Consider the following 26,195-nt stretch of genomic DNA (forward strand, 5'->3'; position numbering starts at 1 on the left):
TGTGAACCTTATATTTTTCGTCCACCATTTTTTCCAAGATATTTCACCTATGTAAACGACGCCTAGGATGATCTTTGTGCGGTAATACTCAAGATGACAAAGCAAGGAAAAATTAAATAATAATGGAGGACACTGAAGATGGATCAATTGGCTAAAACAATGGATCAGGCGATTAAGGCGACAACCATTAAAACCGGAAAATACCTGACATTTTCACTGGATGAAGAAGAATACGGCATCGGTATTCTCAAGGTGAAGGAAATCATCGGCATGATGCCGATCACCTCTGTACCAAGAACGCCCAAATTTGTAAAAGGGGTGATCAACCTGCGGGGAAAGGTCATCCCGGTGATGGATCTCCGGCTCAAATTTAATATGGGGGAGATTCCCTATACCGATCGGACCTGTATCATTGTTGTGGAAATAGAGTTGGAAACCAGTACCGTGTTAATCGGCATTGTGGTCGATGCGGTCTCAGAAGTATTGAATATCCAGGAAAACGAAATTGAAGATACCCCGGCTTTTGGCACGGCATTGGATACGGCATATATCCTGGGCCTGGCAAAAATAAACGGTGGGGTTAAAATTTTACTGAATATTGACAAGGTGCTGTCAACCGAGGAAATAGATGGCCTCGGTAAGGTATCGTAAGTTTTTTATATTAATAAGAAAAAAATTAATCATTAAAATAAAACAGGGAGTATGTGTATGAAAAACCTGAGTTTGGGACTGAAGATTGCATCAGGATTTGCCCTTTTGATCCTTATCTCCAGTGCACTGGGATTAATGGCCATCTGGAACATGAGCAAAGTGGAAACACAAAGCACCATGCTGGCCCATGAATATGTTCCTGAAGTGGATGTGGCCGTCGAACTCAGAGGTGCTGCAAACCGGGTGATGTATGAGATGAGAGGGTATGGATTTACCGAGGATGAAAAATTCTATGCCGGTGCTCAGAAAGAATTAAAGGCCTTGGAAACCGCCCTGGAAAAAGCACGTGCCCTTGAGGCAAAATCACCAAATCTCAAAGCCCTTAAAGACCAGATCGAGGTGGTAACCAAGGCGGTTAAAGAGTATAAAACGCTGGTTCAGCAAACGGTGGATACCAATGGGAAGCTGGCTGAAAACAGGAAGATCTTAGATTCCTCCGCCGCAAAATACATGACCAACAGTAACGAATTTTTGGCCGGGCAGAATGAAAAATTCAAAATTGATCTGGATGAGCGCCAGAAAAAGATAGGACTTGTTTCTTCTCTTGCTGAAGCAGGTTCAACCACAAGGGTTTTAAACTTCAAGTCCCAGGCCCTGGGTGACCCGAAATTGATGGACAAGGCCATCGCCACCATCGGCGGTATCACAGGGCTTATTAAAGAGCTCAGGGAAATAAGCCGGTCTGCGGATGATATTCACCGCATCGATGCCACGGAAACCGCTGCTAGAAAATACCAGTCTGCCATGGAGCAATTTTTGACGGAGTACAAACATGGGAGTATGGCCGATGATGATATCCTGAATAATTTTCGTCGAGATATGGATGAAAATGCCGGCATCTATGTGAAAAATTGCGATGCGTTTTTAAGCGGACAGCAGGAAAAGTTAACAAAGGATATGCTGGAAAGGCATGACAAAATAAGCCTGGTCAATGATATTATTAATCTGGGGAATTCAGCCAGAATCGGAGCCTTTAAATCCCAGGCCCTGCGCAGCCCAGAGGTGATGGAAGCGGCACTTGGCAATTTTCCAAAGATCGACAAAAAATTTGAAGAACTCAAAAAGATAACCCGCCTTCCAGAAGATTTTGAACGGATAGATGAAGTCAGTGCTGCCGGTAATACTTATAAAGTTGCTATGACGGATTTTCTTGACAACTGGCATGTTTTACAGGATCTTGGCACAAAAAGAACACAGGCCGGTGATGTGGTTATCAATGCCTGCAAGACAACGGCTGATGCCGGTATGAAGGCCACTGACAAGATTGCAAAGGGGGCTGTGGCATCCCTTTCCACTGCATCCACTCTCATGATTATCGGATTGATTATCGCCTTGATTGTCGGTGCCTTGATTGCATTTTTTATCACCAGAAGTATTACCGGGCCTGTTAATCGCATCATTGCCGGCTTGAATGAGGGATCTGACCAGGTGGCATCCGCCTCAAGTCAGGTGTCTTCATATAGCCAGTCCATGGCAGAAGGCGCTTCTCAACAGGCAGCGTCCATAGAAGAGACCTCCTCTTCCATGGAAGAAATGTCTTCCATGACCAAGAAAAATGCTGAAAATGCAAACCATGCGGACGGTCTGATGAAAGAGACCAATAAGGTTGTGAAAACAGCCAACGAATCCATGGGACAACTCACAAATTCAATGGAAGATATTTCCAAAGCCAGTGAAGAAACCTCAAAAATCATTAAAACCATCGACGAAATTGCCTTTCAAACGAACCTGCTGGCCCTTAATGCGGCAGTGGAAGCGGCAAGAGCGGGTGAAGCCGGTGCCGGGTTTGCGGTGGTTGCCGATGAAGTTAGAAATCTTGCCATGAGAGCCGCCGATGCGGCAAAAAACACCGCAGCACTGATTGAAGGCACCGTTAAGAAAGTAAGTGACGGGTCTGAATTGGTTTCTACTACCAATGATACGTTCAGTCAAGTTGCCGATAGTTCAGCCAAAGTCGGTGACATTGTTTCTGAGATCTCGGAAGCCTCCAAAGAGCAGTCCAATGGTATTGAACAGGTGAATATTGCCATAACAGAGATGGATAAAGTGGTTCAGCAAAATGCCGCCAATGCAGAGGAATCGGCATCGGCATCAGAAGAGATGAATGCCCAGGCAGAACAACTCAAGGACTATGTGAGTGAGCTTGTCATGCTGGTTACCGGCAAAAAAAACCAGGGCAACACCTTCCAAGGCCATACCCAAATGAAAACCATTTCTTCTAAACCTAAAACAGCCAGGGCAGGAAAAAATAAAATGCTGGCGCACTCTTCAAAAGAAGTTCGACCGGATCAAGTAATTCCTTTTGATGACGATTTTGAAAATTTTTAATAGCACCAATATTTGAAGATTGAGAGTTCAGGGATTTAGGACAAAACAGGATTGGGTTCTAAATCCCTGAATTTCAAACGGCAACATAAAATTTTAAGTTTCAAATTCTCTAATGGTTAATAGACCTTCAGGTGTTTTTTTTTCCACTTGAAAAAACTCTCAGCGCCCACCTCAGTTTATATATAGAGGCTATCTGTTCTGCCGTCAGATCATGCCGATCCATAACGCCGGTTTGCCCTAGAGCGAAGATTTGATCAACAAAAAGATAAATCGTAATTGTTCAAGCCCCCCGTGGTTGGTTGCCTCAGAGAAGCAGCTGCGGTTAATCCCCCCATCTGGAGCGATGTTTTGTTTGACAAAATACCTTTCTTTCATGTCCTATCTTTGCGACTGTCCTACCTTTGCGATAAATTAAAGAATTGTCATATTGAGATGTGATTTCAGCGAGTTAAAAATCTTAAACCTCAAAGTCATCACCAATCTTCTTATCCCTGCGATAAACTTACAAAATTATTTTTTCATAAGCATCTGAAAATACATGATTTTTATGTTTTTTATTGTTGGCACATAACTTGTAATACACTGGAGATAGGACAGTTAAAAAAACATTAATAAAAATGAAATGTGAAAAATTATGAACCTCATGCTTTTCGTCCATCAGGGATCTTCCCAAAAAGGTGCGACATTTAAACAGTGTATGGAACAAAATTTCAAAGGAATTGAGATTGAAATTTTTAAGACGTTTAATGGGTTCAAAACCAGGTTGAAACAGGTTTCGATTTACGATAAAGAAATTTTTGTTTTGTTTGCAGATTCTAAAGATTGCTTAAAAGAATTAACATCGTTGATTGATTTGATGGAAGACAAGCGCATTCTTCTGATTCTTCCGGATGATTCAGACGCCACAACATCTGCCGCTCACCATTTTTTTCCAAGATATTTCACCTATGTAAACGACACCTATGATGACCTTTGTGCGGTAATACTCAAGATGAGCAAACAAGAAAAAAATAAAGATAAGTTTTAAATAATAATGGAGGACACTGACGATGGATCAACTGGCTAAAACAATGGACCAGGCAATTAAGACGACAACCATTAAAACTGGGAAATATCTGACATTTTCATTGGATGAGGAAGAATACGGCATCGGTATTCTCAAGGTGAAGGAAATCATCGGCATGATGCCCATCACTTCTGTGCCAAGAACGCCGGCATTCGTAAAAGGGGTGATCAACCTTCGTGGCAAGGTCATCCCGGTGATGGATCTCCGGCTGAAATTTAATATGGGGGAGATCCCCTATACAGATCGGACCTGTATTATTGTTGTGGAAATAGAGTTGAAAACCAGCACGGTTCTAATCGGTATCGTGGTCGATGCAGTCTCAGAAGTATTGAATATCCAGGAAAACGAAATTGAAGATACCCCGGCTTTTGGCACGGCATTGGACACGGCCTATATTCTGGGTCTGGCAAAAATAAATGGGGGGGTTAAAATCTTGCTGAATATTGATAAGGTGCTGTCGACCGAGGAAATAGCGGGCATTGGGACCGTATCATAATATTCTTTAGGTTATTCAAGATAATCAATAGCGGTTTATAAAATAAGTATGTTAAAAAAAATATTATATAGCTTAGGAGTATGGGTATGAAAAATTTGAGTTTAGGGGTAAAAATTTCATTGGGGTTCGCCATTATGCTGGTTTTTCTCTGCATTGTTTCCTTTATCGGTTTTAATAGTCTTTCGGGGGTTGTTGATCGGGCGTCAAAGTCCGAAGGTGTCAATGAACTGGTAAAATCCATCTTGGATGCAAGGCAGCAGGAAAAAAATTACATCATGCGCAATGATGAAGCACTTGTCGCAAAAGTAGAGAACCTTATCAAGGGGGTTACCGACAGAGCCCGTGGATTAAAAGACAGTTTTTCCAAACAGGTAAACAAAGACCAGATGGATCGTATCATTGACAAAAATGATACCTATATAGCGGCATTTGACACATTTGTAGAATTTAGAAACCAGAAAACCAATACCATGGCCATTATGCGGGGAAAGGCAGGTCTTGTACTGAAAGAAGCGGAAAACATAGGGACTGATCAGAAAAATCAATTGAATGTAGCCAGAGAGAAAAATGCGACACAGATTAAAGAAAAAATTATACTGGCAGATGATGCCAACCGGCTGATCAAGCTGATTCTGGATGCCAAGGCCCTGCGTATCTCCCTGGTCCATGAACCCAATGCCCAGGATATGGCCGCCTGGAAAAAAACTAATGGAAACGTCCTGGACCTGGCCCAAAATATGAGGACCCGTTTTACCAATGAAGCCAATATTGAAAAAATTGATGCGGCCATTGCAAGCTACCAGGGCTACGAAAAAGCCGCGGTACAATTTTTTAAAGACCGGTCTGAGCAAACACGGCAGGTTCTCATCAGAGAAGCTTCTGCCGTAACAAAGCATATACAGGAAATCCGTGGGGACCAGAAGGCACAGTTGAACAAAGATCAGAAGAAGGCTGAAGACTTTTTGACCGATAAACTTATCAAATCCGACGATGCCAATCGTATCATCAAATTGTTTATTGATGGCCGGAAAAATGAAAAGGAATTCATTATTTCCGGTGACAAAAAATGGACAAATGAAGTCGATGACCGAATTGTAAAAATAACAAATCTGTCCCAGGATTTAAAATCGCGTTTCAAACAGGCCCAAAATATCGACCAGGTGAATGGGCTTATGACAGCGCTTAGGGAATACGATGCTGCCTTTGACCGGTATGTCGAGCTGACCGTCCAGCAAAAAAAGGCTGAAGAAAGCATGCTCAAAGACGCCAGAGCGGCAAGAGAAGTGTGTATCTCTGCCAGTGCAGACCAGAAAGCAAAAATGGAAAATCAGGTATCAACTGCCAATACGATTATACTGATAGGAACCATCATCGCTGTCATGTTGGGTATTTTCTTTGCATTTTTAATCACCAGAAGTATCACTGGACCTGTTAATCGCATTATCGCCGGTTTGAATGAGGGATCGGACCAGGTGGCATCCGCTTCAAGCCAGGTATCCTCTTCCAGTCAGTCCATGGCTGAAGGTGCTTCCGAGCAGGCAGCTTCCATAGAAGAGACCTCTTCTTCCATGGAAGAAATGTCTTCCATGACCAAGAAAAATGCGGAGAATGCAAGCCATGCAGATGGCTTGATGAAAGAGACCAATAAGGTGGTAATAACTGCCAATGAATCCATGGGAAACTTAACAAAATCAATGGAAGATATTTCCAAAGCCAGTGAGGAAACCTCTAAAATCATTAAAACCATAGATGAAATTGCCTTTCAAACAAATCTGCTGGCCCTTAACGCTGCAGTGGAAGCGGCAAGAGCGGGTGAAGCCGGTGCCGGATTTGCTGTGGTTGCCGATGAAGTTAGAAATCTCGCCATGAGGGCGGCGGATGCGGCTAAGAATACGGCGGCATTGATTGAAGGCACTGTTAAGAAAGTCAATGACGGGTCTGAACTGGTTTCCAGTACCAATGATGCCTTCAGTAAAGTTGCCGATAGTTCTGTCAAGGTCGGTGACATTGTTTCTGAAATAACCGAAGCCTCCAAAGAGCAGTCCAATGGTATCGAACAGGTGAATATTGCCATAACAGAGATGGATAAAGTGGTCCAGCAAAATGCTGCCAATGCAGAAGAATCTGCATCGGCCTCGGAAGAGATGAATGCCCAGGCAGAACAACTCAAGGACTATGTGAGTGAACTTGTCATGTTGGTTACCGGCAGGGCAAACAAGGGAACCAGCCTTCAAGGCCATGGCCAAATGAAAACCATTTCTTCTAAACCGAAGACAGCCAGGGCAGGAAAAAATAAAATGCTGGCCCATGGCTCAAGAGAAGTTCGACCCGATCAGGTGATTCCTTTTGATGATGATGAGGACTTTGAAAATTTTTAACTATGTCAATATCTGAAGACTGAGATTTCAGGGATTTAGAAAATTATAGGAGCGGGTTTCTAAATCCCTGAATTTCAAACGACAATATATTGATGACAAACGGCAAGATAAAAATTAAAAACAAGGTGTTTATGATGTCCCATGAGCGTATTAAAGATTTGATTGAAAAATTTTCCTGCGAACTTGTTCTGGCCGACCCGGAAGAACCAAAGAGTTTGTCTGTTTTGTTGCCCATATTGAAAAATCTTCACACCCATTGTTTAAAATTTTCATTAACACTGGAAGCCGGAAAAATTATAAAGACCCGGAATATGATTAACCGCAGCATACAAAATAATTCCCCAGCCAGTATTGAGCAAATAACGGCTTTGGGCGATTTTATCTCTGGTATTTCAAGGTCATTTCAAGATTTAGATGAAGATGAAGCCCAAGATGAAGATGGGCAAAACGGGGGGATGCCAATGAAGAAGACTCCTGAAAATGCAGCAGACCCTATCCCCGATTATTTTGAAGAAATAGAAAAAAGACTGGATGAGTTCAGCCAGATGATTGGTGGTTTTTGCCCGGAAGAGATTCCGGATCTTGGCATCATGCTCAATAGTCTGGACAGACTCATTGATATTTCAAAGGGGACGGATCCCTCCACATTTTATCAAATTTGTATTGCCTGTAAAAGTTATGTGGAAGAAATGATCCTGGAAAATATATATAATACCAGGCCCATTGAAGAAGGGTTATTGCTTCTTAAATCCATTTTAAATCATTTGAAAAGAGGAGAACCTTTTGCATTTGATTATTCTGATGTTTTAGAATTATTGGAAAATAATTTTATAAAAGAACAAGAGCTCAAAGAGACAAAACCTGAAGGGGCACCTGCCCTTAAAATTCAGACAGATCTGGAAAAAATATCACCCGAAAAAATATCACCCGAAAAAATATCACCCGAGAAAATATCACCCAAGAAAATATCAAATGACGATATGGAAATTTTGACAGATTTTGTATCTGAAGCCCTGGAAAATCTGGATACCATTGAAGTGAATTTGATTGATCTGGAGCAGGACCCTTCCAATATGGATATCATCAACGATATTTTCCGCCCCTTTCATACCATTAAAGGGGTGTCTGGATTTTTAGCCCTGACAAAAATAAACAAGCTTGCCCATGCCACGGAAAATCTTTTGGACAGTGCCCGTAGCGGAGACTTTTTAATTAATGCCAGGGCTACGGATGTCATCCTTGAGTCAGTGGATCGGTTGAAAACCCTCATCGGAAGGGTCAGTCAGGGAATAGATACGGGATTCATGCAGCCCGATGATGATATTGATGTCAATGCGTTAAGAGAGAAACTTGAAACCCTTCAGGTTTCTCTGACAAAAGGAGAGAGTGCCCCCCTGGGGTCAATCCTGGTCAAGAAAGAAATGGTGGATCAGGAATCCCTTGACCAGGCCCTTGAGATCCAGAAAAACCAACCGGGGAAAAAAATTGGGGAAATACTGGTTGAAGAAAAAAAGATTCAACCCAATCAGGTCGCCTCGGCCCTGATCGAGCAAAACCAGCCCAAGAGGAAAGTGGATGCTCAGGTCAAGGTAAGCACTCAAAAGTTGGATGATTTGGTGGATTATGCAGGAGAGCTTGTGATTGCCCAGTCCATGTTGAAACAAAAAACAATAAATGATCCGTCACTGAGCCAAAATGTGTCCCAATTGGGATTGATTGTCACCAATATGCAGAATATTGCCATGTCCATGCGAATGGTTCCCATAAAATCCACTTTCATGAAAATGATACGACTTGTCAGGGACTTGGCAAAAAAATCAGGCAAGAAGATCAATTTGAACATGGTGGGAGAAGATACGGAGATAGACAGAAATGTGGTGGAGGCGCTTTATGAACCCATGGTGCATATGATCAGAAATTCTTGTGATCATGGGATTGAATCTGCATCAGACCGTCTGAAAAATGGGAAACCGTCACAGGGCACAATTATACTTCGTGCCTATCACAGGGGGGGGCATATTCTTATAGAAATTGAAGATGACGGTAAGGGACTTGATAAGAAGCAAATTCTTGAAAAGGCAAGGCAGACCGGTCTTATCACCGGCAATGAACAATTGACCGATGCCCAGGTGTATGATTTGATTCTTCAACCCGGGTTTTCCACGGCAAAGGAAATTACGGATGTGTCCGGCAGGGGGGTCGGCATGGATGTGGTCAAGTCCGGTCTGGAAAAATTCAGGGGACAATTGAGCATTGACTCGGAAAAAGGCCATGGCACAAAATTTACCATCAGCCTTCCTCTTACCCTTGCGATTATTGACGGAATGCTGGTCAGGGTTGACCAAGAAAAATATGTGATTCCAACCATGGCCATTCAAAAAGCATTTAAGCCTGGAAAAGATGAATATTTTACGGTTGAAGGTAAAGGCGAGATGGTCAAAGACCGTGGCAGTCTGATCCCCATGATTCGTTTAAATGAAATCTATGCCAGCAGTCAACACAAAAAATCTGTTCAGGACGGCCTTGTGGTGGTTGTGGAATCAAAGGGTGAAAAAAGAGCCCTGTTCATAGATGAACTGCTGGGCAAGGACGAATATGTCATTAAAAGCCTGGGCAGTAATCTTGAAGATGTGGGCGGGATTTCCGGCGGTGCGATTCTGGCCGATGGAAGAGTGGGCTTGATTCTGGATATCCATGGTATTTTTTCAATTGTTTCCAGGGGATAATATGCAGGAGATTGAAACAGGCTTAGGTCTGACCCGGCAAAAACATACAGGGAAAAAACAATGTCAAATTCAATATTGATAGTGGATGATTCTTTGCCCATGCGATCGGCCATAAAACGAATTTTGAGGGCTGCGGGGTATGGCAGGTCAGAATTGTTTGAAGCTGCCAACGGACAGGAAGCACTTGAACTGATGAAAAATAATTGGATTGATATGGTGATGACAGATTATAATATGCCTGTCATGAATGGTCTTGGACTTGTTAAAGCCATGAAAAAAGAAGAAAGATTAACAGATATACCGGTGATTGTGATTTCAGGCGATGGCAATGATTCCAAACTCAAAGAATCTATGGATTGCGGTGCTGCAGGGTGTATTAATAAACCGTTTACGGCTGAAGCCATAAGAGATAAAATTGTCAATATTCTTGGAGAGTAAATTATGGAGAAGCGTTTGTTGGCAGCGATGAAGGCGTCGTCTGAGGTCATGGAAACCCTGTTTTTTCTGCAGAAGGTCGGAGCTACTTTATATGTCACATGATATCAAAGTTCTGGTTGTAGATGATTCTGCTGTTGTGCGAAAGGTCTTTTCTGAACAATTGTCTAAACAGAAAGGAATTAATGTTATCGGTACTGCGCCGGATCCCTATGTTGCCAGGGATAAAATTGTCAAACTGAAACCCGATGTGATTACCCTTGATATTGAAATGCCCCGGATGGACGGCATCACCTTTTTAAAAAAACTGATGAAATACTACCCCCTTCCGGTTATCATTGTCAGTTCTCTTTCTACCAAAGGCAGCAAAATTGCCCTTGAGGCACTTTCTATAGGGGCTCTTGATGTCATTTCAAAACCGAGCTCATCCTATTCCGTGGGGGATATGAGCCTCCAGTTGGCAGAAAAAATCCGGGCGGTTTATGGGGCAAAAATGATGGTCTCACCCACCCGGAACACCAAGGAAAAACCGTTAACAGCCATGGGATCAATGGCCCTTGCCGCCACAACAAACAAAATTATCGCCATTGGGGCCTCCACCGGTGGAACAGAAGCCATAAAGAATGTATTGACCCGATTACCCCACAATACCCCGGGGATTGTGGTGGTCCAGCACATGCCTGCCCAGTTTACCAGCTCCTTTGCCCAGAGGCTGGATGAGCTTTGCCAGATGAGGGTCAAGGAAGCTCAGAATGGGGATACGGTTATAAACGGCCAGGTTCTTATCGCACCGGGCAATTACCATATGATCTTTAAACGAAGCGGTGCCAGATATTATGTAGAGGTTAAAACCGGCCCCCTTGTCCATTACCAGCGGCCAGCGGTGGATGTATTGTTCAAGTCCGTTGCCAGATTTGCCGGGGCCAATGCCCTGGGTATTATTTTGACGGGTATGGGCAAAGATGGTGCTGCCGGAATGCTGGACATGAAAAAGGCAGGCGCCATTAATATTGCCCAGGATGAACGTTCCTGTGTGGTTTTTGGCATGCCCAAGGAAGCAATAAACAGTGGTGCTGTTGATTATGTCCAGGATATCAACAGTATCGCCAACAAAACAATCTCACTTTTAGAAGCAATGTAAATTATAATTGAGCGGTAATATTTTATGGTAACCGAAACAAACTTAAGTCCTGAACAGCATAAAAAACTTTCCCGAATTGTTTACAAAGAATCCGGTGTGGTCCTTAATGAAAAAAAGTACAGTCTTCTGGTGGCAAGAATTGCCAAAAGAATGCGGATAACAAAAATAGCATCTGTTTCTGATTATATCAGTGTTATATCCAGTAATCCCCAGGAATTCACTGAATTTATTGATGCAACCACCACCAACCACACCTTTTTTTTCAGAGAAAACAAACATTGTGAATATCTTATTAAAACATTGGACCCAAAAACGCCTTTGAAAATATGGAGCGCTGCATCCTCCAGCGGAGAAGAAGCCTTTTCAATTGCGGTTCAATTGCTGAGCAATTCATTCTCTTTGAGTATTTTTGCATCTGATGTTTCTGATTCCATGCTGAAATTAGGCCGGCGGGCTGTTTACCCAATGGATCGGGTAAAAAATGTTCCCCTTTCAATGTTGCGCACCTATTTTCAAAAGGGCAAAGACAGGTGGAAAGATCATGTCAGGGTAAAGCCTGAAGTTCAACAATTGGTTAGATTTGCAAAATTCAACCTGCTGTCAGACACGCCTGATGATACCTTTGATATTATTTTTTGCAGAAACGTCATGATTTATTTTGATACCCCGACACGGCAAAGGGTTGTTGATAATCTTTGCCGGGCATTAAAACCGGGGGGATATTTTTTTGTGGGGTTAGCTGAAAGCCTTAACGGGTTGGATCATTCTCTGACAACCATTTTACCGAGCGGTTATCAGAAAAAATAAAATTTCAGGAGAGAGGGATGAGTTCATCAAATGATCAAAGAGGCGTGTATGGATCAGGGTAATTCTTCCAGTGAAAATTTACTGGTCAACCATTACTTTTTAGAGCCCGGATATATCCTGGTACCGGGCTATTCCGTCGGCATATCTACGGTCATAGGGTCTGGTGTCTCCATTTGTATTTTTGACAGGGAAAAAAGGATCGGTGGAATGAATCATTTTATTTTCCCCTTTATTGCCACACGAGGGAAAACGACTGCATTGTATGGCAATATTGCGACCATTACCCTGATAAAAATGATGCTGGCCCGGGACTCTTTAGTCAAATCTCTTGAGGCGCAAATATATGGGGGCGCATACCATCCTGAAAAAAGCAATGAAGATATCGGCAGAAAAAATATTGAAATTGCCAGAAAGGTCCTTTTAAAAAACCAGATACCGATCACCTCCCAGGATGTGGGTGGGGAAAAAGGCAGAAAAGTGGTTTTCAATACAAAAACCAACGAAGTGGCCATTTTAAAGGTTGAAAGGCTGCGGGACCAGGACTGGTACCCCTATCAATGAAGGGATGATAGGGAACACTAATTTAATAATCAGAGATGTTACTATAAATACAGGAGTGTTGTAATGGCAGTGGGTCCAAATATTAAAATTCTTGTTGTAGACGATTCCGGAACAATGCGCGTCATGTTCAAGCAGATTTTGAAACAGGCAGGGTTTGAGAATATTGTAATGGCGGTCAATGGTGAGGATGGCATCAAAAAAGTAGAACAGGAGAATCCAGATCTTGTCATCAGTGATTGGAATATGCCCATAAAAGATGGGCTTGAATTTTTGCAATGGTTAAGAAGCCAGGAAACATATAAGGATCTTCCTTTTATCATGGCAACAGCCCAGGCTGATAAAGGGCAGCAACTCCGTATCATGGAAGCCGGGGGTAACGGCCATGTCCCCAAACCCTTTGATTCTGAGCAGATCAAGGCAGGCATTGAGAGGGCCTTTGCCCCGGAAATGCCAAAGAAAGCGAACAACAACCATAGAAATATGATTGATGGCAAGGTCGAACTGACCGTGGCCCATATACAGATTACAGATCATCTGGTGCTTGGTGCGCTTAAGCACAGAATTGAAAATGGGGAAGTAACACCACAGTATTTTGAACTGAAGACGGATAAAAAGGCGGGATGGAACCCCATCCAGGAGGGATTGGAGAATGGCCAGAGCGACTGTGCCTTTGTGCTGGCTCCCATTGCCATGGACCTGTTTGCCTATGATTCTCCCATAAAACTTGTCCTGCTGGCCCATAAAAACGGGAGTACCTTTGTGCGCAGTAGACTGTATGACCCAAGGTTTGATTCTTTGCAGAGCTTTTACAAGTATAAGGTTGTGGATATCCCCCATAAGATGTCTGTACATCATATGCTGGCCCATCAGTTTTTAAGGGAACTGGGGTTGAAACCAGGGGTGCCTGGAAAAGAGGCCATTAATGTGAGGTTTGAAGTGGTACCTCCCATAAAAATGCCGGGTATCATGCAGGAAAATGAAGATGTGGCAGGGTTTATGGTGGCAGAACCCATCGCCACCAAAGCCATTGTTGGTGAAATCGGAAATCTTGAATTTATATCCTCTTCACGGTGGAAAGATCATCCCTGCTGTATTGTTGCCATGCAGGATGATTTTATTGATAAATTTCCCGAGGCTGCCCAGGAATTTGTCTCTCTTTTGAAAGAAACTGGAGAATACATTGAAGATGATAAAATAAGGGCTTCACATATTGGTGTTAAATTTCTTGATCCTGACGGAGCCCTTGGTTTGAAGCCAGAGGTGCTTCAAAGGGTGTTTTCACAACCCCTGGCCATAAAAATGAATGATTTATATCCGGTTATTGAGGAGTTTGATTCTATTCAAAGGTATATGCATGATACCATGGGTATCGGCAGGATAATTGATCTTGAACAATTTATTTATACCGGTTTTGCGGATAAAGTATGACAACACCAAAATTAATCCCTACAATTCCATCCTTTGAATCGCTTTCTATCCTGGATGAGATTCAGCTCGAGGCCATAGTAGACATAAGAACCCAGGAGTTAAAGGCAAGCAATGATGCCTTAAAACTGACCCAGGCAACCCTTGAAAAAACAATGGAAGAAAGAACAGAAGAGCTGAAACAAAAAAACGAATATTTGTCGGCCCTCCATGAAACTTCTTTGGGGATGTTCACCCGGCTAGACCTGTCCGAGGTATTGGAATCCATCATAAAAAGAGCCTCAATCCTGACCCGGATACCGGATGGATTTGTCTTTATTTACAATTCTGGGCAAGGTGTTTTGGAGATAATCGCCGCCTGTGGAAAATATTCTCAACTAAAAGGGACCACGCTTTCTTCAGACGAAGGAATATCCGGTAAAGTATGGGAAAGTGGAGAACCCATCATTGTGGATGATTATCAAGCCTGGCCGGGTAAAAGCCAAAACCTCTGTTTTGATTTTGTGACCTCGCTCTTAGGGGTGCCGTTAACCTCAGGTTCCAGAATTGAAGGTACAATTGGGTTAAGCCACCATGACAAAAGCAAAAGAATAGATCCAAAAAACATTTTGATTCTGGATCAATTTGCCGAGCTTGCCACCATTGCAATTGATAACTCAAAGTTGTTTGAAAGCATGAAAGAAGAGCTTGCTAAAAGGATAACCCTTGAAAATGAAAGAACTAAAATGGAAGCCGTGCTTCGTCAATCCCAGAAAATGGAAGCCATCGGAACATTAGCCGGCGGCATTGCCCATGATTTTAATAATATTTTGTTTCCTATTCTTGGTTTTTCTGAAATGGTCATGCATGATTTACCGGAAGAAAGCCCTGCTCAACATCAATTGCAGTCAGTCCTTGACAGTGCCCTGCGTGCAAAAGATCTGGTTCAACAGATTCTTACATTCAGCAGGAAATCAGAACAGGATTGCAGACCCCTTAAAATACAACTCTTTATAAAAGAAGTTTTAAAATTTGCCAGGGCATCATTGCCCTCCACCATAAAAATTGTCGCCGATATTCCCCGGGATATCGGAATGGTCATGGCAGATCCAACCCAGATTCATCAAGTTGCCATGAACCTTATTACAAATGCCTTGCATTCCATGGAAGAAAATGGTGGAGAATTGTTTGTCACTCTTGAAGAAACGATGATCACAAAAGAGAATCTGCCTGATCTGGAGATGGTATCGGGTCATTATGTCTGTCTGAGCATAGCAGATACAGGTTCAGGTATGGATCAGGAGACAATAAAGCGGGTGTTTGAACCCTATTTTACAACCAAAGTCAGGGGAAAAGGAACTGGCTTGGGACTTGCCGTGGTTCATGGTATTGTAAAAAATCTAAGAGGCGAGATTCTCGTTCACAGCGGTGTGGGGAAAGGATCAAAATTTTCAGTATATTTACCAATTATTATAAAAAAAGATGAGGATATTGATATGAAAACACTATCCACAGCTCAGCTAAACGGGAGTGAAAGAATTTTAGTTGTTGACGATGAAAAATCTGTTTTGAATATCATTGAAACGATATTATCTCGATTTGGATATAAAGTCAGGTCATATGATGTGAGCACTGACGCCTTGGAATCTTTTAAGAACGCTCCTTCTGAATTTGATCTGGTCATCACCGATATGACCATGCCGGGACTGACAGGAGATCAACTTGTTGGAAAAATAAAAAGTCTGCGTCCTGAAATTCCCGTGATTTTATGTACCGGGTTTAGTGAGAAAATAGCCGATGGCAGGGCAGGTGTCGTCAAACCGGATAAAATACTGATCAAACCGGTTGGTATGGATGACCTGTTAAGAAATATCAGATATTTGCTGGACAATAAAAAAGGTAAGGGGGAAATTTGATGAGCAATCTCATGACAGAAAAAATTCTGGCGTCAAAAATATACACCAACGAAGGGCTGTTAGAGGTTGTCGATGCATTGCCCCTGGCCATTTCCGTGATCGACAAAAATATAAAGGTTGCCTTGGCCAATAAATCGACCTACCTTCTTATGAATAAAAATGAAGAAAAATTAATCGGTTTTGTGGGCGGAGAAGCCTTTGGATGTGTCCATCATGATGATGTCCCCGAAGGATGCGGCTTTGGTGAGGCGTGTTTGAAATGTACGCTTCGGGGAACTATTCAAAGGACCATGGAAGAAAAAAAACCACTGGGTCTGGTGGAAACATCCATGACATTCAAAGGTCGTGGGAAAAGATATCTTCGTATTTCTACCTCACCCATGACCCTGGAGGGAAGTGATGTGGTTCTGCTTGCAATTGAAGATATCACAGAGGCGAAAAAACATGAACAAACAGCAGTGGAAAAAGAAAAATTATCGGCAGTTATTCAAACAGCAGGTGCTGTTTGTCATGAAATGAATCAGCCTTTAATGGTGATAATGGGTCTCGCTGAACTATTGCTTCAAGATATCTCTGATGAAAAAAGTCTGGCAGCAAACCTAGAGGAAATAAAAAAGCAGGCCGAGAGATTAGGGGGGATAACCAGAAAGCTGATGACCATTAAAAAATACAAAACCAAGGGATATATCAATACAAAAATCATTGATATTGATGGGGCTCAAAATTCAAATGGGCTTGAGGAGTAATGATGTCTGATAAAAAAATTTTAGTTGTTGATGATGAAACATCGATTATCCATTTGTTGAAGCAAATTTTTTCAAGGGCCGGTTATCATGTCTGTTCAGCAGAAAATGGCGAGGATGCATTGGCATTGCTGGAGAATGAAAAAATTCATGTCATGTTTTTTGATCTTAATCTGCCGGGAATGAATGGGATTGAATTGTGCAGGGAAGTTAAAAAAAACATGCCCATGTCTATTATTTATGCCATTACAGGATATGCATCATTATTTGAACTTTCTGATTGCAGAGAAGCAGGTTTTGAAGATTATTTTAAAAAACCGGTCAATATTAAAATATTGATAAAAGCAGCCGATGATGCCTTTGAAAGGCATGAACGGTGGCGGAAAAATTAAAAATAAATTTTTAAAAATTATTGTAAGGATGGATTGCAGTGAAAATTCTCTTTCTTGAACCCTTCTTTGGGGGATCCCATAAAGATTTTGCCTTGGGATTTGCTGCCCATTCATCCCATGATGTTGATCTTGTTACCCTGCCGGACTGCTTTTGGAAGTGGCGGATGCAGGGGGCTTCTCTCTATTTTATCAACCAGATCAAAAATTTGGCCGAATACGATCTGATTTTTACCACAGATATGATGAACTTAACGGATTTTATGGCCTTGGCCGGTCGGGATCTGCCGCCCATTGTTATGTATTTTCATGAAAATCAGCTTTCCTATCCCCTGGGGTTCCATGGAAAAAAGGAGTCTCACCTGGGGTTTGCCAATATTATTTCCGCTGTTGCTGCAGACGGGCTTTTTTTTAATTCAGCCTATCATTTTAAGGCCTTTCTGGGTGAAGCCAGGCTTCTTATTAAACAGATGCCTGACACCAGGCCCGAGTGGATGCTGGCTGAACTTGAGCAGCGAGGCCAGGTTCTTTACCCGGGGTGCCGGTTTGATGCAGCGCCGTTTGTCCTGAAAAAAAATCCCCTGGACAAACCTCTGATTGTTTGGAACCATCGGTGGGACTATGACAAAAAACCGGAAGTGTTTTTTAAGGTTCTCTTGGAATTGAAAAAAAAGGGGGTTGGCTTTTATCTGGCTCTTTTGGGGGAACAATATGAGATTATCCCCGAGGTGTTTAGGACGGCCAAAGAGACGTTTAAGGAAGAACTTCTGGTATATGGCTATGTTTCATCCCGGGAAGAATATCTATCCTGGCTGGCAAAGGGGAGTGTGGTGATCAGTACGGCCATCCAGGAAAATTTTGGCATATCCATTGTTGAGGCAATCCGCCATGGTTGTCTCCCCTTACTGCCCAACAGGCTTTCCTATCCTGAAATTTTGCCGCAAAATTTTCATGGGGATATTATTTATACCTCCACATCAGATCTGGGACAAAAACTGGAAAACTTTTTGGAAGATCCGGACAGATTTTTTCCTCTGCGTCAAAGTTTGTCCGATTATACCCGCCGGTTTTCCTGGGAAATAATTGTGAAACAGTATGATACCCTCCTGGAAAAATTCAAAAAGGGTTCTTGATGAACTCTTTTCTCCTATAATCGCATTCCTGCTTCTAAATTAAGCAAAAGGGTTGCAGTTTTGTGTTCTTCCTTGGGCTGATATCTTTTATGTTGCGCTAACCAATTGAGATAAAACTACAAGATATGTCTTGTCCGATCTCGTAGTCTGTGATCAAGATTTTAATTCCGCCCCAAAATCCGGGAATGTACTTCCCCGGCCCGATTTAATTCAATCCATCTAATTCCCTTAAAAATAAATTTTTCAAAATTTAATTTCTTCCATATAATTCCATTTCGTACCCAACGATGTTTACATGGAGGGAATGATGGATCCGATACCTTGTCCCGGTTGCGATTCGTTTTTTGTGCCAAGAAATAAACTACAGATTTTTTGTACCGATCCGGATTGCCAAAGGACCAGAAAAGCCCTATGGCAAAAACAAAAATTGGTATGTGACCCGGAATACAAAAAAGATCAAAAATTGGCTAATCAGAAATGGCTTCAGAATAACCCCTATTACTGGACAAAATATCGTCAAAGAAATCCGAAAAAAGCTGACAGGAACCGCTCTTTACAGAAAATCAGAAACTGTAAAATTCAAAAAAACAAGGTCCATTCCAAGGCATCAAGAACTATCGGTATTGCAAAGATGGACTCGAGCAAGTCCAGGAACCAAGGGCTTTTAGGCCAATATTGGCTTGTTCCCGTCGTTGCAAAGATGGACCCGGTAAAAATTTTTATCGCTACAGCCCCAGTCTGTTCGCCATAATTGCAAAGATGGACTCGAGGACTGGAGAAAAATTTTGTGTTACAGAGATCATGAACCCCATCAGGCCAGGAGGGCATCATGATAAGAAAAAAAGTGCTTATTCAAGACCGGATACGCCGTACCGGCAAGAGTTTTTGTTTTATCCCTCACCGTTTCCTTACAGACGGATTTTTACAATCATTGACCCGGCATGAGTTGGCATTATACCTGTTCCTTGTGTTGGCCTCAGACAAACATGGCCTTTCATATTACGGAGACAAAAGCATCTGCTCTAAACTGGGCCTTAAAGAACAAGACTATCTTTTTGCCCGCAGTTGCTTGATCCACAAAGACCTTATCGTTTATGACGGCACCCTGTTCCAGGTGCTTTCCCTGCCGAAAAGTGCCCATAAAATATAAGGAGGAGCAATGATTGACATGAGAATGATTTTTGAAATCCACCGGTTAAAAGATATGGGAATGTCCAATCGAGAAATCTCAAAAGCAATTGGCTGCAGCAGGAAAACGGTATCAAAGTATATCTCCAACCCAGAGTCGAAACCATCTAAAAGGAAAGCCCGGACGCTGAAACTGTCACCATACCACGACTATATCCGGGAAATAATAAACAGATATCCAAAGCTCAAAGCACCCGTTGTTTTACGTCAGATACAAAAAAAGGGTTTTGATGGCGAAATAAGCATTTTGAGGGATTTTCTGCGTAAAATCCGGGGACAGTCCTTAAAAAAGCAGGCGTATAGCCGATTTGAATCAGAACCCGGGCAACAAATGCAGGTTGACTGGGGGCATTTTGGGACCATCTCCTATGGAAAAACCAAAAGAAAGCTGTATGGGCTTGCCGTCATCGAATCCCACAGCAGGATGCTTTATGTTTCTTTTACCCATAGCCAGAAACAAGAAGCCCTTCATCAGGCTTTGTTTGATGCCTTTAAGTATTTTGGCGGCCCTCCGGAAGAACTTGTGGTGGATAACATGATCACAGCGGTGACTGAACGGACGGGCGCTCTGATACGTTTTAATGGCAATTTTCTTCATTTTTTACTCCCCCTTGGTATCAAGCCTGTGGCCTGCAATATCAGATCTCCCCATGAAAAAGGAAAAATTGAAAGAAGCATTCATTATATCCGGCACAATTTTTTGCCATTAAGAGAATTTAACAACCTGCCAGAACTCCAGTCCCAGGCTATGGAATGGTTAAACAATATTGCCAACACCAGGACACATAGTACGACAGGAGAAATCCCGGTAAAAAGACTTCAGAGATACCGACTTAAAAAGTTTCCGTATCCTGCCCCGGATTACAGGGAAATACACTCCTTATATGTCCATAAAGATTTTTCCGTGAGATTTGACTCCAATACGTATAGTGTTCCGGTTTGGACGATTGGTAAAACTGTTGTTTTGAAAGCAAATCAGGAAAAAGTATGGATGTATTACAAAACCCGATGTATTGCCGTCCATGCTCGGTCCTGGGAAAAAAAACAAAGGATCGAACTCGAATCCCATAAATCACAACTTCATAAGCTTAGAAAAAGAAGGCTTGCTGACAAAAACGTTCTTGCCTTTTTGTCTTTGGGTCAAACGGCGCTGGATTATTTGAATGAACTTGAAAAAACAAGGTCTCCATTAAAAAAGGACATCATCCAGATAATGACCCTGAAAGACAAATATGGAGACAGTTCAATAATTATCGCCCTGAACAAAGCATTGGATCTAAAATTATATGGTGCGGGTTATATCCAGAATATTCTTTACCAGGAGATGACACCCAAAACCTGTCATCCACCTGTGAAACTGAAAAGTGATACTCTCAACGAGATAAGACTTTGCTCCCCAAACCTTGCAGAATATGATGCTCTGGTACTCAAAAAAAGGAAAAAGACATGAATACCATTATAGAAAAGTTCAAAACATTAAGGCTGAGAAATTGTGCCAAAAACATAGAAAGCATCATTGAACAGGCGAACCATAAAAACCTGTCTCCCCTTCAAGCCATTGAACGGTTAATCGACATTGAAATAGAAGAACGAGATAAAGCCAGGATGGTATTAAGGTTCAAGCAGTCCGGGCTTGATACAAAGGTCACCATTGATCAATTTGATTTTAATTATCACAAGTCCCGACAGGCTCAAAAAAGTATAATCTTAAACCTTATGGATCTTGAGTTTATTGAGAAGAAAAAAGATATCATCATGATTGGCAATCCTGGCACAGGAAAAAGTTATTTGGCTAAATGTATCGCCTTTGCTGCGACCCAGGCTGGAATAAAAACGCTTTTCACTACTGCCATGGATATGATCAATCATTTGATAGCAGCGGAAGCGGATCATAATCTGCTCAAAAAACTTAAATATTATCAATCACCGGATACTTTAGTCGTAGATGAAATTGGGTACCTTCCGCTTGGCCAACAGGGATCAAATCTGATTTTCCAGGTAATCAGTGCAAGGCATGAGAAAAAATCTACTATGATTACAACCAACTTACCATTTGCTCAATGGGGAAACATTTTTGACAGCACTACTGTTGCCACAGCGATTGCCGACCGTCTTGTGTACAACTCTGATATCCTTGTATTGGAGGGCCCAAGCTATAGAAAGAGGAATTAATCGAAAAAAATAAAAACTGAAAAACTGGTAATTTTTTAACCGGCATATAAGACCTCTTGATCGTTTTTTTTAGTATCAAAATGGATAGGTACGTCCTAACTCAGGTGTGGGGCATTTTAGAATCCTGGTTTTGGGGCAAAAACAAATTCCTGATCACACTCGTAGTCTTTGGTATGTTTTTTGCTGTATTCCAAGCAATGTTATTTTTATATGTAAAAACATACCAAAATGAACGAAAAAGGAGGAAAAATGAAGAAGATTAAAAAGAGAGTGGGTCTGGTGAGCGCTATTTTAACCGGATTAATGGGATCTGTTCTGGTTTCATTTGTTCTGGTTTCATCTGTCCAGGCAGAACCGACGGGTAAATTGAGTATTTTCCATGCAGGCAGCCTAACCGTCCCTTTTGAAAAAATTGAACGCGCCTTTGAAGCCCAATACCCTGAAGTTGATGTCCAAAGAGAAGCAGGGGGCAGCACCAAAATGGCCCGCCTTATTTCAGAGGTTGGCAAGCCTGCCGACATCATGGCATCGGCAGATTATAAAGTCATTGATAACAATCTTATCCCCAAGTTTGCCGATTGGAATGTAAGATTTGCCACAAATCAGCTTGTTCTGTGCTACACGGATCAAAGCAGATATGCGGACAAGATCAATGATAAAAACTGGTATGAAATACTGCAAAAAAAAGAAGTCGTCTGGGGCCATTCCGATCCAAACCTTGACCCCTGTGGATACCGAAGTATTATGGTGCTGAAGCTGGCTGAAAAATTTTATAACAAGGCCGGTCTTTATCAAGACCTCATTGACAATCGTCCTAAAAAAAATATTCGGCCTAAATCCGTTGAGCTGGTCAACCTTCTTAAAACCGGGCATATGGATTATGCCTGGGAATATTTATCCGTTGCGATTCAGCACGGCTTGAAATTTGTAAAGCTTGATGATCATATTAACCTTGGCAATTATAAATATGATGATTTTTACAAACAGGCCCAGGTGAAAGTGACCGGTAAAACACCCAGCACCTGGATTGTGAAAACAGGAAAATCATGCACCTATGGCATTACCATGATCAAGGACGGGCCAAACCCGGAAGCCGCAAAAGCCTTTTTGAAGTTCTTGCTATCCCCTGAACATGGTTTAAAAACCCTGGAAGAGATGGGTCAACCTCCTTTTATACCCTGCCGGGTGCCGTCCCAGGAAATGGCAGGCAGGCTTCCATCTGACATAACCGCTTTGGTGGAAGTAAAAAACTAGGGTAAATGAAGCGAATAGACCCCTTAAATTCTCTGTTTTTTTTGCTTAGTCTTCCATTGATCCTTCTGCTGACACTGCCGCTGCTTCAGATGACATTCCAGCCGTCTCTTAGGATGCTGATGGAAACGATATCAGACAAAGAGGTAATGGGGGCCATTGCAAGATCCATCGGTCTATCCCTTGGTGCCGGCATTCTCTCTTTTGTAATGGGAACCCCCCTTGCCTATCTTTTGGCCAGAAAGCAGATTATCGGGAAAAAAATAATAGAGGGGATCATCGATCTGCCGATCATGATCCCCCATCCTGTCGTGGGCATTGCCATCCTCAGCCTGACCGGAAGAAATCATCCCATTGGCAGATTTCTGTCCGATATCGGGATACAGATTATGGGCACCCGGACCGGCATTATTTGTGTTCTGCTTTTTGTGGGGCTCCCCTTTTATGTCAACACGGTAAAAGCCGGTTTTGAAAGTGTTCCCATACAGCTTGAAAATGCATCCCGCACCCTTGGTGCGGGAAAACTTTCCACATTTTTGCGCATTACGGTTCCCTTGACCTGGCGGCACATGATACTGGGGATCATCATGTGTACGGCCCGGGCCATCAGTGAATTCGGGGCCGTTGTCATCGTGGCATACCATCCCATGACCGCCCCTGTCATGATTTATGAGCGGTTCACCGCCTATGGATTAAAATACTCACAACCCATTGCTGTATGGCTGATCATCATTTCTTTTTGCTTGTTTATTTTACTGCGCATGCTGTCAAATTCAACCCATCCCCAGTGTAGATAAGATTATGATTCATCTGAAAAATATTAATTTGAGGGTGCCTGGGTTTGTTCTCAAGGATATCAATCTTCATGTTCAAGCGAACGATTTTTTCTCTTTAATCGGTCCCACAGGTTCGGGAAAGTCTTTGCTGCTGGAAGGAATAACAGGCCTTCTTCCCTTTTCAAGCGGGACGCTTCTGGTTGAGAATCAGGAGATTACCAATCTTGCCGTTGAAAAACGAAATATAGCCATTGTGTACCAGAATTTTGCACTCTTTCCCCATTTAACGGTTACCCAGAATATATTTTACGGTGTCGCCTACCATTCGATTCCCCGGCAGACAGCCTTGAAACGGTTTGATTTGCTGGTTTCCACCCTTGGACTGGAAAAGATCATCAAACGCCATCCCCAAGCCTTGAGTGGCGGCGAAAAGCAGCGGGTTGCCCTTGCACGCTCCCTGATTTTAAATCCCAGGGTGCTGCTTTTGGACGAGCCCTTATCTGCCTTGGACCCCGTTTTCCATGAAGAGGCCAAACAATTATTAAAAAAAATTCATGATGACCTGGACATCACCATCATCATGGTATCCCACAATTTTTCCGATGTATTATATCTTGCCAATAGAGGGGCCATTATCAATGTGGGGCAAATTGTGCAGCAGGGTGAAATCGCCACTATTTTTGAACGACCCAATTCGAAATTCACCGCTTTTTTTGTGGGAATGAAAAACATTCATCCCATCCACAACCGAAATGGGAAAATTTTAATTCAACAGGAAAATATTGAAATAACACCCTCCGTTCAGCCTGATAGCACTGCAACTTATATGGCCATACGGCCTGAAAATATTTCTTTAAAAACCCCTGGGATGGAACCCTTTGAAAATTGCTTTACCGGTAAAATAGAAAGAATTACAGGCAATGGCGTTTTTTTAAATGTTTATCTGCAAACCCAAAATTTTCAATTTGAAGCCATTTGGCCGCGAAGTTACCTGAGAGATCACGATCTGGATATAGGCAAACCCATTGTTTTTGGATTTCATCCCGAGGCTGTCCATACGTTTTAAATTAGTGTGAATCTACCAATATCCTTCCTTGTTGGCCGTACCGGCAAAAACAACATTGCCCTGTTTAAACTTTTGTACAACATTAATAATCGGGCCTGATTGATCGTTGACAACCTTGACGCCGGAAGTTTCAAGGGTTTCAAATGCCTTGGAACCACAAAATCCTGTCAGCAACACCTCTGCCCCATGGTTGCTTACCATGGCTGCCGCTTGGATACCGGCGCCCTTAAAGCAATCTTTATTATTTTTATTATCAATAACTTCATATTCAAGGGTTTTTGTGTCCACAATGAGGATATAAGATGCTCTTCCAAATCGTGGCTCAAGTGTTGAATTAAGCCTGTCTCCCTTTGATGTAACCGCTAATTTCATTTTAATCGTCTCCTTTATCGGGTATGGGATTCATTCATTGGAATAGCTATTGATCCTTCATACCCTGCCAAGGTGAAAAGCAAACCACATGCCAATGGGCGAAGAAAAAATAAGTTTGATAAAATGGTCTATAATTCAAGGAATTATGGGGATAAACAAAATCATAGGCGGCCTATGATTATAATAAAGGTCTCATAAATGCAATTTTGTAGTCTCTTGATTCGCTTTTTTGGTTTCCAGTCACTTCCAAATTTTGTAAATAAATATTGTTCAAAATTGATATTTTACAACAAAAAGAGATTTAAAGAAAAATATCGGAAAATATGGGAAAATGGATTTGAGCGCTGGCGCAATTCCTTTTTTGAAGGTATTATGGATAAGCAGATGCCATGGTGGTATTACCGGCACCATGGATATTTTTTTTAAGATCATTTTAAGATCAACAGAATAAAAGACGGAATAAATATCAATGGAATCCAAGACAAATAAATCGTTTTTTCAACACCACTCCTTGAACTATATTGAGATGTCCATGCGTACTGACAGGATGGAACGTATTCAGAATCCCGACGGGTATAGTAAGAAAAAAGGGGACTGCGGTGATATGGTGGAGTTTTTTTTAAAAGGCAATCGGGAGAAAATAAAATCTGTTTCTTTCATGGTCCAGGGGTGCATGAACACGATTGCCTGCAGCAATACGGTTGCCGATTTTGCCGAGGGGCAGTCCTCGGAAGAGGCATGGGGCATTACCCCTGAACAGGTGATTGAATTTTTAGAGACGCTGCCCCAGGATCATTATCATTGTGCAGAGCTTTGTGTGGGGGCCTTCTATCTGGCCCTGGTTGATATGACCCTGGACAAACCCGGCTGTTGTTAATGGCCTGGCCGGTACCGGTAACGCAATCATAACGTTACCGTTACCGGCTACTATCCAACAAGTAACGCTATGATTGCGTTACTTGTTGGGCCGAAATTTTACGCTGGGTGAACTATTTTTTTTAAAAACTTGCTATAATAAGGGGCTTAGGTATGATTTATGATTTTAATTGAATGCGTTGGCATAAACTCTGCATTTCATTTTCTTAGTTATCAGATGTAAGGGCATTTACTTACCTCCAAAAGTCTGACTAACCACC

Annotated in this window: 24 protein-coding genes and 1 pseudogene; 23 read left to right on the plus strand and 2 right to left on the minus strand. The window is 42.2% G+C overall.

Annotated features, from left to right (window positions below; translation table 11 throughout):
- Window positions 1-138 precede the first annotated feature (138 nt).
- Together ACZ45G_RS05515 and ACZ45G_RS05520 are read left to right on the plus strand one after the other, a co-directional pair.
- Window positions 139-651 (plus strand): chemotaxis protein CheW, encoded by a 513-nt coding sequence (locus ACZ45G_RS05515; RefSeq protein ID WP_464175802.1) that lies wholly within the window; start codon window positions 139-141, stop codon window positions 649-651.
- 57 nt (window positions 652-708) lie between these two features.
- Complete coding sequence (locus tag ACZ45G_RS05520; protein WP_464175804.1) at window positions 709-3,039, plus strand: methyl-accepting chemotaxis protein; 2,331 nt, start codon at window positions 709-711, stop codon at window positions 3,037-3,039.
- A 119-nt stretch (window positions 3,040-3,158) separates the two neighbouring features.
- On the opposite strand, the pseudogene ACZ45G_RS05525 reads toward ACZ45G_RS05520, so the two are convergent.
- Window positions 3,159-3,259 (minus strand): annotated as a pseudogene (locus ACZ45G_RS05525) (transposase); the annotation flags it as partial.
- 414 nt (window positions 3,260-3,673) lie between these two features.
- Between ACZ45G_RS05525 and ACZ45G_RS05530 the strand changes: the two are divergent.
- The 20 genes from ACZ45G_RS05530 (at window position 3,674) to ACZ45G_RS05625 (ending at window position 24,687) form a co-directional block, all read left to right on the plus strand.
- A complete protein-coding gene (locus tag ACZ45G_RS05530; RefSeq protein WP_464175806.1) occupies window positions 3,674-4,066 on the plus strand; it encodes a hypothetical protein in 393 nt (130 codons plus the stop codon).
- Between the two features lie 22 nt (window positions 4,067-4,088).
- Window positions 4,089-4,601: a chemotaxis protein CheW gene (locus tag ACZ45G_RS05535; RefSeq protein ID WP_464175808.1), complete on the plus strand. Its 513-nt coding sequence runs from the start codon at window positions 4,089-4,091 to the stop codon at window positions 4,599-4,601.
- Window positions 4,602-4,687: 86 nt separating this feature from the next.
- Window positions 4,688-6,979, plus strand: coding sequence for a methyl-accepting chemotaxis protein (locus ACZ45G_RS05540; RefSeq protein WP_464175811.1), 2,292 nt, complete (start codon window positions 4,688-4,690; stop codon window positions 6,977-6,979).
- 131 nt (window positions 6,980-7,110) lie between these two features.
- Complete coding sequence (locus ACZ45G_RS05545; protein ID WP_464175813.1) at window positions 7,111-9,705, plus strand: chemotaxis protein CheA; 2,595 nt, start codon at window positions 7,111-7,113, stop codon at window positions 9,703-9,705.
- A gap of 60 nt (window positions 9,706-9,765) precedes the next feature.
- Entirely contained in the window at window positions 9,766-10,143 is a 378-nt protein-coding gene (locus tag ACZ45G_RS05550; protein WP_464175815.1) for a response regulator, read from the plus strand.
- Window positions 10,144-10,234: 91 nt separating this feature from the next.
- A complete protein-coding gene (locus tag ACZ45G_RS05555; RefSeq protein WP_464175817.1) occupies window positions 10,235-11,281 on the plus strand; it encodes a protein-glutamate methylesterase/protein-glutamine glutaminase in 1,047 nt (348 codons plus the stop codon).
- A 24-nt stretch (window positions 11,282-11,305) separates the two neighbouring features.
- On the plus strand, window positions 11,306-12,088 hold the full coding sequence (locus ACZ45G_RS05560) for a CheR family methyltransferase (protein WP_464175819.1): 783 nt from the start codon (window positions 11,306-11,308) through the stop codon (window positions 12,086-12,088).
- Window positions 12,089-12,136: 48 nt separating this feature from the next.
- Window positions 12,137-12,649 carry a chemotaxis protein CheD gene (locus ACZ45G_RS05565; RefSeq protein WP_464175821.1) on the plus strand — a complete coding sequence of 171 codons (513 nt, stop codon included), beginning with the start codon at window positions 12,137-12,139 and terminating at the stop codon, window positions 12,647-12,649.
- 63 nt (window positions 12,650-12,712) lie between these two features.
- Window positions 12,713-14,077 (plus strand): response regulator, encoded by a 1,365-nt coding sequence (locus ACZ45G_RS05570; protein WP_464175823.1) that lies wholly within the window; start codon window positions 12,713-12,715, stop codon window positions 14,075-14,077.
- The gene (locus tag ACZ45G_RS05575) at window positions 14,074-15,969 is read left to right on the plus strand and encodes an ATP-binding protein (protein ID WP_464175826.1); all 1,896 of its coding nucleotides are present in this window, start codon (window positions 14,074-14,076) and stop codon (window positions 15,967-15,969) included. Before ACZ45G_RS05570 ends, ACZ45G_RS05575 begins: the two co-directional genes overlap by 4 nt.
- An 11-nt stretch (window positions 15,970-15,980) precedes the next feature.
- Complete coding sequence (locus ACZ45G_RS05580; RefSeq protein WP_464175828.1) at window positions 15,981-16,715, plus strand: histidine kinase dimerization/phospho-acceptor domain-containing protein; 735 nt, start codon at window positions 15,981-15,983, stop codon at window positions 16,713-16,715.
- A 2-nt stretch (window positions 16,716-16,717) separates the two neighbouring features.
- Window positions 16,718-17,104 (plus strand): response regulator, encoded by a 387-nt coding sequence (locus tag ACZ45G_RS05585; RefSeq protein WP_464175830.1) that lies wholly within the window; start codon window positions 16,718-16,720, stop codon window positions 17,102-17,104.
- A 38-nt stretch (window positions 17,105-17,142) separates the two neighbouring features.
- Entirely contained in the window at window positions 17,143-18,234 is a 1,092-nt protein-coding gene (locus ACZ45G_RS05590) for a tRNA-queuosine alpha-mannosyltransferase domain-containing protein (RefSeq protein ID WP_464175832.1), read from the plus strand.
- Window positions 18,235-18,538: 304 nt separating this feature from the next.
- Window positions 18,539-18,985, plus strand: coding sequence for a hypothetical protein (locus ACZ45G_RS05595; protein ID WP_464171866.1), 447 nt, complete (start codon window positions 18,539-18,541; stop codon window positions 18,983-18,985).
- A 78-nt stretch (window positions 18,986-19,063) separates the two neighbouring features.
- Complete coding sequence (locus tag ACZ45G_RS05600) at window positions 19,064-19,384, plus strand: hypothetical protein (protein ID WP_464171865.1); 321 nt, start codon at window positions 19,064-19,066, stop codon at window positions 19,382-19,384.
- 9 nt (window positions 19,385-19,393) lie between these two features.
- Window positions 19,394-20,872: an IS21 family transposase gene (istA, locus tag ACZ45G_RS05605; protein ID WP_464171864.1), complete on the plus strand. Its 1,479-nt coding sequence runs from the start codon at window positions 19,394-19,396 to the stop codon at window positions 20,870-20,872.
- The gene (gene istB, locus ACZ45G_RS05610) at window positions 20,869-21,594 is read left to right on the plus strand and encodes an IS21-like element helper ATPase IstB (protein ID WP_464172781.1); all 726 of its coding nucleotides are present in this window, start codon (window positions 20,869-20,871) and stop codon (window positions 21,592-21,594) included. Before istA ends, istB begins: the two co-directional genes overlap by 4 nt.
- Window positions 21,595-21,843: 249 nt before the next feature.
- Window positions 21,844-22,848 (plus strand): tungstate ABC transporter substrate-binding protein WtpA, encoded by a 1,005-nt coding sequence (gene wtpA, locus ACZ45G_RS05615; RefSeq protein WP_464175834.1) that lies wholly within the window; start codon window positions 21,844-21,846, stop codon window positions 22,846-22,848.
- 5 nt (window positions 22,849-22,853) lie between these two features.
- Window positions 22,854-23,642, plus strand: a complete 789-nt coding sequence (locus ACZ45G_RS05620) for an ABC transporter permease (protein ID WP_464175836.1) — start codon at window positions 22,854-22,856, stop codon at window positions 23,640-23,642.
- A gap of 4 nt (window positions 23,643-23,646) precedes the next feature.
- Window positions 23,647-24,687, plus strand: coding sequence for an ABC transporter ATP-binding protein (locus ACZ45G_RS05625; RefSeq protein ID WP_464175838.1), 1,041 nt, complete (start codon window positions 23,647-23,649; stop codon window positions 24,685-24,687).
- Between the two features lie 12 nt (window positions 24,688-24,699).
- On the opposite strand, the gene ACZ45G_RS05630 is transcribed toward ACZ45G_RS05625, so the two are convergent.
- A complete protein-coding gene (locus ACZ45G_RS05630) occupies window positions 24,700-25,059 on the minus strand; it encodes a NifB/NifX family molybdenum-iron cluster-binding protein (RefSeq protein WP_464175840.1) in 360 nt (119 codons plus the stop codon).
- A 469-nt stretch (window positions 25,060-25,528) separates the two neighbouring features.
- Here ACZ45G_RS05630 and ACZ45G_RS05635 point away from each other — a divergent pair, with 469 nt between their 5' ends.
- Window positions 25,529-25,936, plus strand: coding sequence for an iron-sulfur cluster assembly scaffold protein (locus tag ACZ45G_RS05635; RefSeq protein WP_464175842.1), 408 nt, complete (start codon window positions 25,529-25,531; stop codon window positions 25,934-25,936).
- Window positions 25,937-26,195 lie beyond the last annotated feature (259 nt).

Source organism: Desulfoconvexum algidum (assembly GCF_055382125.1).